Source organism: Lentilactobacillus dabitei, assembly GCF_019061365.1.
GTDB classification, from domain to species: Bacteria; Bacillota; Bacilli; order Lactobacillales; family Lactobacillaceae; genus Lentilactobacillus; species Lentilactobacillus dabitei.
Genome location: NZ_JAHPPD010000067.1, coordinates 1 through 15385, shown reverse-complemented (window position 1 = coordinate 15385; position 15385 = coordinate 1). Strand labels below are relative to the sequence as shown.

The 15385-nt window shown below is 42.5% G+C and carries 13 protein-coding genes and 1 riboswitch; of the genes, 3 read left to right on the top strand and 10 right to left on the bottom strand.

Annotated features, from left to right (window positions below; translation table 11 throughout):
• Positions 1-34: 34 nt before the first annotated feature.
• Both KTE19_RS10165 and KTE19_RS10160 read right to left on the bottom strand, forming a co-directional pair.
• Entirely contained in the window at positions 35-1237 is a 1203-nt protein-coding gene (locus tag KTE19_RS10165; RefSeq protein WP_217342219.1) for a BspA family leucine-rich repeat surface protein, read from the bottom strand.
• A gap of 533 nt (positions 1238-1770) precedes the next feature.
• Positions 1771-3711, bottom strand: a complete 1941-nt coding sequence (locus tag KTE19_RS10160) for an ABC transporter ATP-binding protein/permease (RefSeq protein ID WP_217342218.1) — start codon at positions 3709-3711, stop codon at positions 1771-1773.
• Between the two features lie 233 nt (positions 3712-3944).
• On the opposite strand from KTE19_RS10160, the gene KTE19_RS10155 reads away from it, so the two are divergent.
• The gene (locus tag KTE19_RS10155) at positions 3945-4682 is read left to right on the top strand and encodes a matrixin family metalloprotease (protein WP_217342217.1); all 738 of its coding nucleotides are present in this window, start codon (positions 3945-3947) and stop codon (positions 4680-4682) included.
• A 150-nt stretch (positions 4683-4832) separates the two neighbouring features.
• The gene (locus tag KTE19_RS10150; RefSeq protein WP_217165168.1) at positions 4833-5207 is read left to right on the top strand and encodes a hypothetical protein; all 375 of its coding nucleotides are present in this window, start codon (positions 4833-4835) and stop codon (positions 5205-5207) included.
• 179 nt (positions 5208-5386) lie between these two features.
• On the opposite strand, the gene KTE19_RS10145 is transcribed toward KTE19_RS10150, so the two are convergent.
• On the bottom strand, positions 5387-6034 hold the full coding sequence (locus KTE19_RS10145) for a GPP34 family phosphoprotein (RefSeq protein WP_217165166.1): 648 nt from the start codon (positions 6032-6034) through the stop codon (positions 5387-5389).
• Positions 6035-6493: 459 nt separating this feature from the next.
• Positions 6494-8065 carry an NHL repeat-containing protein gene (locus KTE19_RS10140; protein ID WP_217342216.1) on the bottom strand — a complete coding sequence of 524 codons (1572 nt, stop codon included), beginning with the start codon at positions 8063-8065 and terminating at the stop codon, positions 6494-6496.
• Positions 8066-8322: 257 nt separating this feature from the next.
• On the opposite strand from KTE19_RS10140, the gene KTE19_RS10135 reads away from it, so the two are divergent.
• The gene (locus tag KTE19_RS10135; protein ID WP_217165162.1) at positions 8323-8814 is read left to right on the top strand and encodes a hypothetical protein; all 492 of its coding nucleotides are present in this window, start codon (positions 8323-8325) and stop codon (positions 8812-8814) included.
• A gap of 110 nt (positions 8815-8924) precedes the next feature.
• Here the strand turns inward: KTE19_RS10135 and KTE19_RS10130 are convergent, their stop codons facing one another.
• The 6 genes from KTE19_RS10130 to KTE19_RS10105 all read right to left on the bottom strand — a co-directional run bounded on the left by KTE19_RS10130 (position 8925) and on the right by KTE19_RS10105 (position 14483).
• The gene (locus tag KTE19_RS10130) at positions 8925-9764 is read right to left on the bottom strand and encodes a hypothetical protein (protein WP_217165160.1); all 840 of its coding nucleotides are present in this window, start codon (positions 9762-9764) and stop codon (positions 8925-8927) included.
• A 101-nt stretch (positions 9765-9865) separates the two neighbouring features.
• Positions 9866-10519 (bottom strand): thiamine phosphate synthase, encoded by a 654-nt coding sequence (thiE, locus tag KTE19_RS10125; protein ID WP_217342215.1) that lies wholly within the window; start codon positions 10517-10519, stop codon positions 9866-9868.
• Between the two features lies 1 nt (position 10520).
• Positions 10521-11342 carry a bifunctional hydroxymethylpyrimidine kinase/phosphomethylpyrimidine kinase gene (thiD, locus tag KTE19_RS10120; RefSeq protein ID WP_217165446.1) on the bottom strand — a complete coding sequence of 274 codons (822 nt, stop codon included), beginning with the start codon at positions 11340-11342 and terminating at the stop codon, positions 10521-10523.
• A gap of 443 nt (positions 11343-11785) precedes the next feature.
• Entirely contained in the window at positions 11786-12574 is a 789-nt protein-coding gene (thiM, locus tag KTE19_RS10115) for a hydroxyethylthiazole kinase (RefSeq protein WP_217165448.1), read from the bottom strand.
• A 153-nt stretch (positions 12575-12727) separates the two neighbouring features.
• Positions 12728-13909 carry an RNA-guided endonuclease InsQ/TnpB family protein gene (locus tag KTE19_RS10110; RefSeq protein WP_217342214.1) on the bottom strand — a complete coding sequence of 394 codons (1182 nt, stop codon included), beginning with the start codon at positions 13907-13909 and terminating at the stop codon, positions 12728-12730.
• Positions 13884-14483, bottom strand: coding sequence for an IS607 family transposase (locus KTE19_RS10105; RefSeq protein ID WP_430681881.1), 600 nt, complete (start codon positions 14481-14483; stop codon positions 13884-13886). Before KTE19_RS10105 ends, KTE19_RS10110 begins: the two co-directional genes overlap by 26 nt.
• Before the next feature lie 593 nt (positions 14484-15076).
• Positions 15077-15185, bottom strand: a riboswitch (TPP riboswitch).
• Between the last annotated feature and the right edge of the window lie 200 nt (positions 15186-15385).

Sequence of the window (15385 nt, the reverse complement as noted above, 5' to 3'; positions counted from 1 at the left end):
ACTATTACCAGGTCTAGCTGACTAACTAGACCAATCATTGGAATAGGTCATTAACTGTTGCACTTGATTTGACACTTCGGGTAGTAAAACTACTTATATCCAATGAGGTTAAAGCCGGACAATTTTGAAACATCCATCTCATACTTGTAACTTTATTTGTCTTAAACGTACTTAAGCTTAAATCTGTTAGAGACGTATCATTTTGAAACATGGCCCACATATCTGTAACGTTCCCCGTATCAAAAGATGATAGCCCGAAAAATAAATTAGACTTTAATGATGACAGCCCCGAAAACATAGCCGTCATGTTAGTTACCAAGCTAGTATCAAATTTATGGACATCAAGCTCAGTTAAATCTTGATCCCCACTAAACATCTGACTCATATCAGTTACTTGGCTCGTATTGAATTTATCTAACCCTTTTATTTGCTTAATATCTGGCATATCGCCAAACATGTCATGCATAGTTTTGACATGTTCAGTGTTAAAATTGGAAACATCCAAAGAAGTTATTGAGTTGCAAATTGAGAACATATCGGACATATCGGTCACTCTGCTAGTATCAAATTTAGAAAAATCCATCCTGCCCGGTAGGTCATCACTGTATCTAAACATATAACTCATATCCGTGACATTCGATGTATCAAAATTTGAAAGATCAAATGTTTGCAAATTTCTGTCTCCAGCAAACATCGACTTCATATTAGTAACCTGAGTAGTATCAAGATTCTCTAACCCATCAATACTCTTCAAAATATACCCGATTTTAAACAATCCAGTAGAATCTGGGTTTGCAATTACTCCAGGTTTGATAATTATTTTTGAGACGCCTGAATAGAAATTGCCAACAGTTGATGGCTGTAAATTCCAAGGTGCTTGCTCAGGAGTCCCGAGCATCCCTGTCTTCCCCTCGGGACTGAAGGTTAATGTATAGAGGTTATCACCTGTCGGCTTAAACGACCAATTACACCCACCCCACGTACCAGAAATTGTGCCATCAGCACTTTTTGCTTCTAATTGAGAAGTTAAATTAATTGATGACTCCTTTGTTACAGAACTACTGTCGTTTATCATGTCAGTAATCTTCGAAGATTCGCTTAGTAGGTCACTAGCGTTAACAGCACTATTTATATTCACTCCAATAATTATCAATATACCAAAGATAATAAGCAAGGAAGTTTCAATTATGCACTTATAGTTCCCATCGACCTTCAAATGTTGTTTTCTACTACCCAAATCTATCCCCTCCAAACCATAGTTCCCCTCAACAAATTATATAAAAACTTTATTTTCTGTAAAAATCTAAAGTAATGACCTCATAGTGTTTCCATAAGCTTATTATTCAATCATTAATTGCATCTGTCAAACTAAGTTCGAATACCTGACTTGAAAGCAATAACCCATCACATTTTGGTAATATTCTACTATACGTTGGGGCTGCTCTGACGCAACTAACATTCAATATTTGAGAGTCCTCCTCCAAAACCACGATTTTAGAGAAGGAGCTCTTTTCACATAGACTAGGACCGCTCCGGCGCAACTGAGACTAAAAATATAAGAACACCTTCTCTAAAATCCAAATCCAGGATTTTAGAGAAGGTGTTCTTATATTACCGCGTCAAACCGTTGCTTGTCGCTCACTTATTATTAGGACAGCTCCGCAAAGCAGAAAGTTGCGCCTAAGTCACTCCGACCAAAAGCCGAGACCCCTGGCTTTCGGTCGGAGTAACTTAGACTCCACTTTCTAACCGCTTTGCTCCGCTCACTTATTATTCATAGCTCAAACTCTCAATCGGATCCAGCCTTGCAGCCTTTCCCGCTGGAGCCAATGCCGCCAACAGCGAGATGATGACTGATACCAAGAAGCCGAAAATTAAGTTTCCCGTTGATATTTGCATGATTGAATAGTTGATTCCCGACTGGGCAATGCTATTGGCACCCCACTGGAGAATTTCCGCTAAAACAATCGCTAAGACTGAGGAGAACAAGCCAATGAAGAAGGCTTCCGAGAAGAACAGGTTCCTGATACTGCCCTTTGAGGCGCCCAATGCCCGCAAGATACCAATTTCCTTGGTTCGTTCGGAAACACTGATATAGAGTACGACGATGATCATAATGGCCGATACTAACAGTGAAATCCCGGCAATCGTTGCCAACACGTTAACTGCTAGCGTGATATAGGTATTCAACGTATCTACAAAGCCACCAACTCCAGTGATCTGGTAAGCTGCCTTACCCTTTTCATTCTTGAATGCCTTGATTTTGTTAGTCACCGGCTTCACGTTCTTAACGTTGCCAGCAATTTCAACCGTCACGAAGTTTGGCTTAATGCTCAAGCCTTTGGAATGGTAAATCGACTTCATCGTGTTATAGGTCACTGATGTGGAACCCGTGTTGGCTTTGGAAACGCCACTCACCGTCAATGTCCGTGTCAATACAACCGGCCGTTTTTGCTTATTCAACGTATTCTGATAAAAGGTAATCTTCTTACCCACCATCGAATTAGGGTTCTTCTTGTTAAACTTCTCAGCAATTTCCTTTGTCAGCATAATCTGCCCGTCTTTAGGCGCCTTGCCTTTGGAAATACTCTTATTCAGAATTGTCTTATTATACGTCTGCATAAACGACACTGACGCGGTCTTTCTTCCCTGGCGCAATTGGCTGCCACCCTGAACGAAGAAGCCGTTATCAATGCTTTGCACGTTCTTAATGTTCTTAATCCGCGATTTATCCTTCGCGTTCACATTAATCTTACTCATATCCGGGCTGGAATCCGTTGACACATTTTTCGTAACCTGAACGGCATTCGGGTTCACCTGCGAATAAATTTCGTGGTTGATGTAACCCTGCACACCGTTTCCAAGCCCCAGCATCACAATGACACTAAAAATTCCGATCGCCGCGCCGAAAACAATGAGCAGGTTTCGTTTCAAGTTATACTTCATGTTTTCCAGCGCCATCTTCAAAGTGGCGCCAAATTTCAACGTTCGCGTTGATAATTCGTTGGCAGCGCTGGCTTTGTATGGTTCTTTAATGGTTTTATCCTCGCCGATTTTTCCATCGGCCAAACGAACAATTCGGGTCCCGAAATCGGCCACCGTCTGTGAATGAGTCACGGTGATCACTAATTTACCATCGGTCGCAATTTCGTCCAACAGCTGCAAAATTTCCTGAGTATTTTGACTATCCAGGGCTCCTGTTGGTTCGTCAGCGATGATAATTTCAGGATCAGAAGCCAAAGCGCGGGCAATTGCCACCCGTTGTTTTTGACCGCCAGAAATTTGGTTAGGGTACTTCTTCATATGTTCTTTTAAGCCAACTTTGGTCAACAGTTCTCGAGCCCGCTGTTCCTGCTGCTTATGGCTTAACGTTGTCATTTCCAAGGAAACCATGACATTTTCGAAAATCGTCAAATGACTAATTAAGTTGAAATTTTGGAAAATAAACCCAATCGTCTGGCGTCGGTATGCGTCCAATTGTTTGGAAGTATCATGGCGCAAGGAATTGCCGTTCAACACGACATCCCCGGAGTAATTACTATCCAGGCCACCGATAATGTTCATCAGAGTGGTCTTCCCACCACCAGATTCACCGAGGATCGAGACAAATTCCCCTTGATCAAATGACAAGTCAATCCCGGTTAATACTGGGAATTCCTGGTTGCCCAAGTAATATGATTTCTTGATGTTGCGTAATTCTAAGTAGCTCATGAGTACCTCCAATGTCTGTCTAGCTAAAGTGCTTGTGTTATTCTAACGCAGATTAGCCGTTTTGCCTACCGAAGATGTGGATAGGCGTTAAAAATGACGTGTTAATAATTAATAGTTATCATAAGGATATAGTTAAGTGACAACTTCTGAGGGAAATTTAGTGGGGACTAAATACTTGTAGACGCGTTTTGCCTGATCGCAATCCGCGCCCCAAGCCCAAAGGAGAGATTGTCATGAAACGATTGTTAAAATTAGGAATTGCCATTATATCACTGGTTGTAATCATTTTAGGAATGACCAAAGTGGATGAGCTGTCTGCACCAATCAACTCGGAAAGCCAAACGGTTAGCCATGCCAAGGCCAAAAAGAAGGCCACCAAGAAAAAGGCGCCGAAAAAAAAGAGCAAGCCTGCAAAGAAAAAAGTGACGAAAAAAAAGAATTCCAAGTCTAATTCTCAACAGCGCAATTTTCAGCCGGAATATGCCGTCAAACAGCAGGATGAGGTGGCGACCCCGGTCAGATATCGCTGGAAAAGTTCAACGATCAAATACAAGCTCGACACTCATAGCGATTACTATCGAGACATTTGGCAGACGGCCGTTGATAACTGGAATCAATTTAACGTCATTAAGTTGGTTAAGGCTAATGGCGAAACGCCAGACGTTCATTTGGATGCCAGCACTGCGGTTCGGCCCGAACATTCCGGCTTATGTGCCACGACTTTTTATAATCAAACGCGGTTGAATAACCTGCCACTACTAAAGGTTGCTACCGCGATTGTGTATGACAACACTTGCAACGATCACAAATATTCTAAATCAGACCGCACTCGGGTTGCCGAACATGAGCTCGGTCACGCGATCGGCTTGGGACATTCGGATTCCGATCACAGCATCATGAATCCGACCCCGGTTGGCCGCCAAATTACCAATAATGATGTGGAAGCAATTAAACGCGCCTATGCCAGTTAATTAAAAAGCCACCATTCGGAAGAAGTTATCCAGTCCGAATGGTGGTTTTAGTCATTTAAATGATGTCCAATTCATCTCCAGTAGCAATCTTCCCCATTTTGCCTTATCATGAAATAGATGCATGACACTAAATTAATGTGAGGTTTTAGAATGTCTGTTGATGAATTGTTTATGAAGATCAAAGATTACCAAGATAAATTGAAGCTCCCCGATGACTACTTGTTCAATATTGTGGAATTCACGCCGGCGGAAGTTGCTGAATACAATCAGAAGAAGGCTGCCCCTGGTATTTACGAATCCGTCTTGAAGCAGATTCAACGACTTTACCTGTTGAGCTTAACGCCAGCAGAACTGTTGGCAAAGCTGAGGGCCATCAAAGCGTCAGCACATTTGTCAGAAGCTGCTTGGCTCAAGGGAATGGCTGTCAGTGAAGTTGACGTTGCTGATTTTCTGGCTGGCAAAAAGCCGACGATGGTTTACGTGACAGCCTTAAATGCCCTCAAGGCAAAGTACCCAGTCGAATAAAAACGTGAAAGCAAGAAGCTGGTTGATATTCAACCACTTTGAACTTTCGAATACGATATTGCTAAAACTCAAGTCAAAAAGCAATCCTTAAAATATAAGCCAATCATGCCAACATTCAAAACTCGAATGTCCAGGTGATTGGCTTATATTTTGGAATTAACCGTTTTTTCAATCGAAACTCAAATTGCTTCTCTTCGCACGCTGGCAACAATCCGAGACAATTCGGTGTGTACCCTTTTAATCACATCCGAAATTAACGGATACTGATCTGACTTTGCGACTTCTTTCAACCGCAGTTGAATTTGCGTCGCCTCATCCTTTGGGAAATAACTCTTGAACAAGCCTGAATTAATCAGCAGCATTGCCAACATTACCGTTACTTCGTGGGGCTCCTTATTAGTTGTCAAATCATGATAGAGTTCCGTTAAACTGCGGTCGATCACCGTTTGATTGACGTAGTATTTATTCTCATCTTCGTCCAGCATATTGTCACTGATTAACGAGTTACAAAGTGCCGCCGCAAATTCCGTCACCCGTTTTTTTCTGACGGACAAAACAGCATTTTTGATATAACTATTAATTGTCTGCAACTTACGGCCTTGAATATCTCTGGCGACTGGCACCAAATAATCTTTGGAAGGCTTGGCGCCGGGGCCGACGACCATCTTATCATCTGCAGTCAGTTGGAGACTCCCATCACGAAGTAACTCAACAATTTCTGATAGCAGCAGGCAAGAGGCGACCTCTCGTTTTTTAAAGGCATTCAGTTTTGGCTTCTGTCCCAACACGCACAACGCAAATTGCTCTGTATAACTCAGGCTCATCATGATAACAACCTCCCATTACGGTTACCCTTACGTTTAATTCAAAGATAGCTTGTTTTATCAATCATGGCAAGAAATTGCGCTGCGAGTTGAATATTTGCCAATCAAAGTCTGTACCAACATTAAGATTTCAAATCAGGATCTGCGCCATTACAATGCCGAAGGGTGCTCCGAAAAGCAGACGCTTGTCTAACAATATAAGAAGGGCCTCTCAAAAATCCAAAATCAGGATGGGCCCGCCATTACATAGATTAAACGTGCTTCAAGAAGCTGACGCTAAAAATATAAGCCCAACCTCTCTAAAATCCAAAATCAGGATTTCCGGCATTACATAGCCGAATGGTGCTCCGAAAAGCAGGCGCTAACAATATAAGCATAACTCCCCTAAAATCCAGAACCAGGATTTTAGGGGAGTTATGCTTATATTACCGCGCCTAAACGCTTTTCTCCGCACACTTACTTTTAATTTAGCGGATCCGTCGATTGCATCAACTCTGGTGGCCATAAGGCTAACAAGTAGCCGTAACCATCTTGGTCAAACGCTAAGCTCTCGAACTCACGGCCCGAATTAAATGCTTGGTAATGCACGTCACTTGCCGAGAAGTTACCACTTTGGATCTTGCTGGTTGGCACTGACGTTAAGATATCATCGGAAACGAAGTACAACCGATTATTCGCAGGGTTAACTGCAACCCCTTGGTTGGTTGAGCCACCACGATTACCGACATATGATGATGAAGCCTGGAAGCTGACACCATTTTGATCGAGGCGACCATAGAAGAAGATGTACCCGCCATTGTATTTACGGCCCCAATAGGCATTGCCATCATTGTCAAACGCTAAGGTATGCAATTGCAAGTTGGCACTGTCACCATGATACATCTTGAAGTTGTATTCACGAATTGGCTTCAACGTATCTGGATCCATTTCGAGGACGGTGTTGTTATCGTCACGGGATGCTAAATCCGTTAACGTATTATCTTCCGCTAAGTAGATATGGCCGTTATCTGGGTTAAATGACAATGTTTGACCATGACCAATATCAACTTCCGGACTCAATTGAGCAGTTTGCGCAATTTCAACGTACTTAAACATTTCTGGATTCTGGGCCTTCGCAGCGTCAATTTGACTCTGGTAAGTATTCAATTGATTTTGAATACCAGAAATCTTCGTGTCATACTTAGCAACCTTAGCTTTGTGCATCTGATAGGACTTCATCCACTTAGCCATCTTAGCAGTTGCTTGTTTAACAACCTTCTTGGCCTTATTTCGGCTTGCATAAGAATACCTGTATGATTTGGCAATCTTAGTATTCTTAGCCTTCTTGGCTTTCCAGCTCTTATACCACTTTTGGGCGTTCTTTTGGTAGTTCACCTGGTTATTCTGCCATGACTGATTCTGGTTCAAGGTCTTCGTCAAAGATTTAACCTGATCAAATGCCCCTTGTAATTGGCTGTTGATCTGATCATATTCTTGGTTGTGTTGCAGTCCCTCATCAGAGAATGGGTTAAAGTAATCAAAGGCCTTCCACAGTAACAGGATATCGGAATTAACCCCCAACTGTTGAAGCTTAGCAAGGTTAAATTTAACGATGGCCCCTTTATTAGTGTTCGTTCCATTTGATTCGATGAAGTAAATGTTACCTTCATCATCCAAAGTTACACTCTGAAAATTACCATGTTGATAATCAGAAACGTTGAAACCATCTGGTAAGAACCATTTTGTCTTAAAAGATGTACTCTGTGAACTCCCAGCAATGGTTGAATAACTATTACCATAATTATAGCCCGTTGGATCAAGGCTATATTTGGTGTACTTTTTACTCATATTCCCCTCAGGAGTCGAATTATCAACCTTGTTGAGGGAATTCTCATCATAGTCCTTTAAGACATTACCAGAATTAACCTGGCTGATCGATCCGGCCGTACCCGGATTATCAATCACATCCGCCTGGACACTTGAGCCAACACCAAAGATGCCGACCGAAGCAAATAAGAAAGCCACTGAAACGGCTAGCTTAAAATGTCCCTTCATAACTATCCCACCTTAATTCAATATATGATTTATTACTCAAGTTCCATATTAACGGTTTGTTGCCCTTTCGCAAGCAAATCCGTGGAATTTTATCTAAACCTAATATATGTAACGAGTAAGTAATTCCAGTGTAACATGATTAACGCGGTTGGGTTATTTTTCCGCCTATCAAAAAAACTGTACAGACTTGATACAAGAAATTTACACGTTATTTACATAAGATTGGTACACTCAGGGTGTGAAAGAAGTGATTCATCATGAAAAGATCAACAATAACTATTTTATTGACGTTAATCTTCTGCACCATAGTCGTTGTTTCCGGTGTCAATTCAAACGAACGCGACAATGCCGCCGCGGCCAACCCCAATGCCGTTTCAAAAGCATTTCGCGGTAACTGGTACGGCAATGAAACTGAATTTACCTTTTACAAAGATGGTGTCAGAACCGCGTCGCCCACGACCAACTACACCCGTTCAGGAAACTATTTTGTGTTTGGCCCCACAAACACCCAAGGCTGGAAAGCATTTGGAACGCCGAATACCCAAGATGTCACAATTGCTCGAATTACCGAAAAAAACGTGGCAGGTTTTACGCAACCAGTCCTAGAAGAATATAAAGTGAAGTCGCCAGATTTTACTCCTCACAAGGTTTACTATTACACTCGTAACAATACGGACGTCATGAAATCGATGACGGGAACTATTGCCAAGGTCCCCCAAGCTCATGTTGAAGGATTTAATATGGAGTGACCCCAAATAATGGAAAATGAGCCATATCCCAAGGTTAGTATTGCGGTTTGGGATATGGCTCATTTTTTCGTGGCTTTTTCTTTTTTCAAGATATTTGCATTATTTTTCCGTCAATTTTTCAGCGACCAGGCAATGTTTCTGCAAATCAACACCAGCTGCATGAACTGGGTAAAGGTTAAATTGCTTGGGTCAAATCTGCCGTGCTCAACGGTGTGGCGAGAATACGGCATCGTTTTTAACGTATAATCATTAAAATCAGCGTACTTGTATAATCCCATTACGACATTCAACTCGTTTAATTCCAGTAATCTGCCAAATCGCCGCTGTTGATCGCTGTGCATCTGGTGGGTGATCCGTTTCACAACGTTCAAGGCTGGATTATAATTCCACGTTGCAGTGTGCGGCTGACCATATTTTTTAATGGTCGTTTCTTCCAGAATCGCAAACAAGGTGTTGAACAAAACCAGATGGTATTTAGGATCCAAATTAATCAGGTCTTTAATCATCCTGACTTGCTTGGCGTGCCCTTTATCCAGCGAATCTGCCAAGTCATCAAAATTAGCGTTTAACAATTCAAATGAATGAGCCGTCAAAGCGTCCTCGAACGTTTTATTCAGATCATGCACATTCAATTTCATCAGCTCGCCAATTTGCTTTGAGTCTAGTGGCATCTGATCGATCCAAGTCCAGCCCATGTGCGAAATTCGATTAAAATACACTTTATGAAGTGGATACTTATCCTCAAGCTGTTTCACGCGAGCCTGCGTCTGTTCCAAATTGTTGGTCAGCCAATTTGGGTCGGTCACATTATTCTGCGGCTGAACTCGGAAACGGCGGGGATTATGATCTAATTGAGTTGGCGTAATCTTATGAGCTTTGCTGAGGTCAATTTGGTTTTGAATGTTTGCTAATTTTGCCGACAAGTTTTGCTTTGCTTTATTATTTGTCATCGAGAGACCACCAATCATTTAAAAAAGACTAGTCAATTAGACTAGCCAAATCTGATACTTGATATTCTATCATGTTCTTCACAAATAACCGAAATTTCGCTTTATTTGTCAAAGACAGCGTTCATCGCTTTAACCGTTCGAAAAATGTCATCACTCTGGGCAATCATTGAAATCACTGATGTTCCGGCAACCCCAGTAGCTGGTAGCGCTTTGAGATTATCCTCGGTAATTCCGCCGATCGCGACAACTGGCAACTGGTTGACGATCACGAGTTTGACCAACCCATCAACGCCAATAACCGGATCTGCATCGGATTTAGAACCAGTCGGAAATACTGGGCCACTGCCGATGTAGCTGATGCCGGCCGTTTCATTGGCAACCTGAACTTGCGCAGCAGTATCACACGACAAGCCAACGAATAGCCGACCACCCACCTGATCGATCACCTTGGTCACCCGTTCATCTTTTTGACCAACGTGAATGCCATCCGCGTTGGTTTTAAGCGCTAGTTTCACATCGTCATCAACAATAAACGGCACTTGATAGTCAGTACATAATGCCCGCAGATTTTGGCCTAATTTCAGCTTCGCATCGCCAGTCAGTGACGTTGGCCCCTTTTCACGATATTGAAATGCCGTGATACCGGCTTCCAGTGCTTGCTTCAAAACTTCTTCGAGGGTCCGGTCGTCCTTGATATCCTGAGTACCGGCAATGAAATAGCTTCGCAACATTGACAGATCAAATTTCATTCCCATTTTAATCGTTACCCTCCTCGTCAGAAATTTTCGCCCAGTGATTTAGCGGGCCATGACCATGGCCAACTTCAATTCCATTGGCAATGGTTGCCTGGACATATTTCTTACCAATTCGAATTGCTGTCTCCATGTCCTTACCCTTCGCAATTTCAGCTGTGATACAAGACGATAGAGTATCACCAGTTCCATGGGTACGGACCGTATCGATTCTCGGGGAGCTGACCCAAAAAGACTTGCCACTTTCAAGGAGCACAAAATCTGAAGATTCTTTTGAGCTTGTCTGGTGGCCGCCCTTGATGATGACGTTTTTGACGCCAAGGGCTTGAAGCTTCTTGGCAGCCGTGATCATTTGATCTTTGGTTTCGATTTTAGCTCCAGTCAATTCTTCAGCTTCAGGCAGATTCGGTGTCAACAAATCCGCTAATGGCAATAAGTCATTTCGAACCGTTGCGATTGCATCTTCAGACAGCAGTCGGGCACCGCCTTTCGCAATCATCACAGGATCTACCGTTAAGGGACCCAAGTCATACTTCTTCAGATTTTCGACAACAGCTTCTACTGTGGCAACGTCTGCAAGCATCCCCGTCTTACATGCGCGAATCTTCAAATCGCCCGCTACAGAGGCAAATTGTTCGTCGATCATTTTCTTTGGCATTGCCATAAAATCTTGAACGCCAATCGTATTTTGGGCGGTCACGGCAACCACCACCGCAGCAGCAAACACATGCCGCTCCTGCATCGTTTTAATATCCGCCATCACGCCAGCACCACCGCCACTATCTGTGCCAGCAATTGTCAACGTTTGAATCGTTTGATTAATCATGTTAAGTGCTCCTCTTTTTGGTCCTTATTGATTTGAAATGATTTATTATAGTGGAAACGTGCGAAACCAAGCAGAAACTTGCACCTAAGCCTCCTCATCCATAAATCCAAAACCAGGATTTATGTTGTTTTAGGCTACATGGTGGAAACGTGCTCAAAGCAACTGACGCTAACTGCCTAAGGAACTTCTGATCAAAATTCAAAACCAGAATTTCCACTGCTTGGCTACATAGCGGAAACGTGCGAAATCAAGCAGGAATCTGCACATAAGCACCTTACTCAAAAATCCAAAACCCAGGATTACCATTACTTGGCTACATAGTGGAAACGTGCACAACCAAGCAATAACCTGCACATAAGCACCACCAACAAAAATCCAAAACCAGGATTTTCGTTGGCGGAGACTTATGCTCCGGTTATTCCCGCTTGGTTTCGCACTCTTTTCTATTCATATTCCGCCCACTTCTCCACCGTCTTTACGTCTATCAAATGCAGCTCATCGATCAACTGGGGGCCAAACGAACCTGCTAGTGGTTGTTTCATTGACTTGGCAACCAATTCACCGGCCACGTCAAACACTGCCGTTGCCGTTTGGGCTGCTTCAAACGCATCACTTTCAACACCACAGAAACAGCCAATCGTACTGGACAACATATCACCCGAACCTACATGCAGTTTGAAGAGATCCGTTTCATTGAAAACTCGAACCACTGCCTCGCCATCCGTGATAATATCAGTCTTGCCACTTTCCACGACGACACAGCTTCGTTTGTTGGCTAGTTTTTTGGCAATTTCTTCAAGGTCACCGGATCCTTCACCAGCATCAATTCCCTTTGAGTTCCATTCAACATCTGCCAGAGCTGCAATTTCACCCGCGTTTCCCCGAATAACGGCCACATCAATTTGATCCAATAACTCATTGCAACGCTCGGTTCGGTATTCAACGGCACCAACTGCGACCGGATCAACCACAATCGGTTTCTTTTCTTTGTTGGCAAATGCACAGACCGTGGCAATTTGCTCCAACTGAGGTTCTGTAAAGGCGCCCAGGTTGATGGTGACTGAGTTGCACATCTTAACCATGGCTTCTGCTTCATTTTGTTCTTCTGACATGATCGGTGAGGCTCCCAAGGCATTAATCCCGTTGGCAACGTCTTGAACCGTAACAAAGTTAGAAATATTAAAAGCAATCGGGTTCTTTTCTCGCAATGTATCCAGCAAATCTATTTTCATGATTTTCTGCTACTGAAAATATACCTGAATGTATATCCAGATTTTTCTTGCTTCATCCTATCCCACCTCGACACAAGCTCTCTACTATGGTTGATATGATAGTCCACAAGCGTAAATTCCCGGCTAGCCACCGGTACATTCTTTGTCGCCTGGTTAGTAGGCTAAAACAAAGTTGTCAGTATCTCTAATATTCAACGCAGCATTAATATCGCGATCGGTCACGTTGCCACAATTAGGGCATCTATAAATGCGTTCACTCAATGATAAATCAACTTTTTTGTATCCACATTGGTGACATATCTTTGATGTGGGCTCAAAGCGATTCACGAGATGGACCGCGATTCCCAATTGTTGGCACTTGTTAATCAGCTTAGTTCTGAAATTATAGAACCCTTGTTGGTTAACTGCTTTGGCTAAATGGCGATTTTTGATCATGCCTTTAACATTCAAATCCTCAATTGACACCCAATTCGGTTTGGTTCTCACCAAGTTAGCGACAATTTGATTTTGGTAATCAGTCTGAATGTTGTGTAAGTGTTGGTATAGACGTTGCAATTTCCGCTCTGTTTTGGCCAGGTTGAGGTCAGTAGCAGATTTTCCTTCTTTCGTTTTACGAGCTTTATATGCAATATACTGACGGGATAATTTTCTTTGTGTGCGTCTTAATCGTTTTCGAATTCGTTTAACTTGATGATCCTTGTTCCGGTTGCGATAAATAGTGCCATCATCGATAACGGCAAATTCTTTAACCCCGAGATCAATCCCAATTGGATCACCTAACAAGAGTTCATGAAGTTGTTCTGGTTGTTCAACCAGACACGTAAGATAATAACGTCCCGCTTGTTCTTTAATCCGACCGGATTTAACCACATAATGCTCAAAGTCCGTTGGTAAATAACCATCTTCTTTGAATCGTACCCAACCGAGCTTTGGGAGTTTAATGCGGTGACGTTCAGAAACGATCGTTTGCTTGGAACTATTTTTAACAAAGTAATACGATCCTTGATGACGCTTATAGGAACGCCATTTGGGGTAGCCACTTTGGTGCTTAAAAAACCGCTTCATCGCCGTATCAGCGTCGATAAACGCCTGTTTAGTTGATTTGGCGTAATAGTCTTTGATCCATAAATCGTCCGGATTGGCAGGTAAATATTCATTATTAAACCATTTGGCGAACTCGTAAGCTCCCATATACCAATAGCCGTCTTGGTATCGTTTTTGATTTATTTCCAGAAAAAGGTTATATGCCCAACGGCTACCGCCAATATGGCGATCAATTAGATAGGCTTGTTCATTGGTTGGTTTAATTTCAACTTTGTAGGTGGCTAACGTCATGATCGTCACTCACTTTCTTTTTGTACTTTCGCAGTCCGTCTACCCGACTGGAAAACATATGAATAATTGAAATTAAGTCTTGAACAACTTCCGCTTCAGGGGAAAATTGTTCATTATTGACCACCACAATTTCGGTGCCAAATTTTGCACAAAATTGCTGGAACCAGTCAAAGCCAAATCGGATAAAACGATCAGGATAGGCGATATAAATTTGGTTGACTTTGGATTGCATCACTTCATCAAGCAATTGGTTCCACTTTTTGCGCTTATAATTTAAGCCACTCCCGACGTCAGTGATTACTTGATCAACGATGATCCCTTTTGCATTTACATATTGTCTAAGGAACTCAACTTGATCACGTAAATCATCCTGCTGCGCTGCGGTTGATACCCGAGCATAAATAACATTTTTGCGGTTAGCCTTGGGTTGACCAATTGCTTTTAAATAATCGGCCTCAGTATAATAACGACGGTTCGTGACAGTGCGTTTAGCGGGGAGTTTTCCTTGACTATCCCATTTTTGCAAGGTCTTAACCGATACCCCTAAACGTTCAGCCAATTCTTTTGGTTTCATGTATACTCGCCTCGTATACATGAAAACATATAGAAACATATTAGAGTATATTGTTAATAACAGTTTTCACGCTCCTTTAAGGTAAAGTGAGTGCACCAAAGCGGTTAGAGATCGGAGTGTAAGTCTCCTCGAACAGAAATTCCGGTTGTGGGAATTTTTGTTCGAGGTGCTTACATGCAGATCTCTGCTTGGAAGAGCTGTCCTAAGATAAGTGAGCGGAGCTGGGCGCTTAGAAACTGGAACATAAGTCTCCTTCAGCGGAAATTTCCGCTTTTGGAATTTTTGCAGAAGGTGCTTATGTGGAAGTTTCTGCCCGGCGCAGCTGTCCTAAGATAAGTAAGTACAGCACAATTGTCCAAAAAAGAGGAGCGCAGACATTGAAATTGCCTGGAGCTCCTCGTTGGGTCGGTATGATGTGAATATTTTTCAGAATTTAAAAATATTGCTTTCCACTGGGTGATTGGTGGCTTTGCTTTCACCTAGTGGAAACGTGCTCAAAGCAACTGACGCTAACTGCCTAAGGAACTTCTGGTTAAAACCCAGAACCAGGATTTTAACCAGAAGTTCCTTAGGCAACCGCGCCAACCCGTTGCTTTTCGCACTCTACACCTTTCCTACGCAAGTCCTAGCTCACAGGTTCCAAGGGTCCAAATCTCTCAGACTTATCTCAGCCGTTCATCAGCGGCACCCCTAGTGTTGTACTATTTAAGAATACTGTATTCGAAATTTTTAGTCAATGGCCTTTTCTTAGCTCACCTGTTGAAGGCAGTTTGCTTATTGACAATTCTTTGGGCGTATTTATACATCGCCAAATTCAAGGCATCTAAGAAGCTGTCCAAGATCTATGATTTTTGATATACTTCTATGTAAAAAGCGAGTTTAAGCTATGAAAAATTATCCCA

Coding starts and splice junctions, on each gene's coding strand:
- thiD (WP_217165446.1), bottom strand. CDS start 11,342: ATGATTAATCAAACGATTCAAACGTTGACAATTGCTGGCACAGATAGT.
- KTE19_RS10155 (WP_217342217.1), top strand. CDS start 3,945: ATGAAACGATTGTTAAAATTAGGAATTGCCATTATATCACTGGTTGTA.
- KTE19_RS10150 (WP_217165168.1), top strand. CDS start 4,833: ATGTCTGTTGATGAATTGTTTATGAAGATCAAAGATTACCAAGATAAA.
- thiE (WP_217342215.1), bottom strand. CDS start 10,519: ATGGGAATGAAATTTGATCTGTCAATGTTGCGAAGCTATTTCATTGCC.
- thiM (WP_217165448.1), bottom strand. CDS start 12,574: ATGAAAATAGATTTGCTGGATACATTGCGAGAAAAGAACCCGATTGCT.
- KTE19_RS10110 (WP_217342214.1), bottom strand. CDS start 13,909: ATGACGTTAGCCACCTACAAAGTTGAAATTAAACCAACCAATGAACAA.
- KTE19_RS10105 (WP_430681881.1), bottom strand. CDS start 14,483: ATGAAACCAAAAGAATTGGCTGAACGTTTAGGGGTATCGGTTAAGACC.
- KTE19_RS10145 (WP_217165166.1), bottom strand. CDS start 6,034: ATGATGAGCCTGAGTTATACAGAGCAATTTGCGTTGTGCGTGTTGGGA.
- KTE19_RS10130 (WP_217165160.1), bottom strand. CDS start 9,764: ATGACAAATAATAAAGCAAAGCAAAACTTGTCGGCAAAATTAGCAAAC.
- KTE19_RS10135 (WP_217165162.1), top strand. CDS start 8,323: ATGAAAAGATCAACAATAACTATTTTATTGACGTTAATCTTCTGCACC.
- KTE19_RS10160 (WP_217342218.1), bottom strand. CDS start 3,711: ATGAGCTACTTAGAATTACGCAACATCAAGAAATCATATTACTTGGGC.
- KTE19_RS10140 (WP_217342216.1), bottom strand. CDS start 8,065: ATGAAGGGACATTTTAAGCTAGCCGTTTCAGTGGCTTTCTTATTTGCT.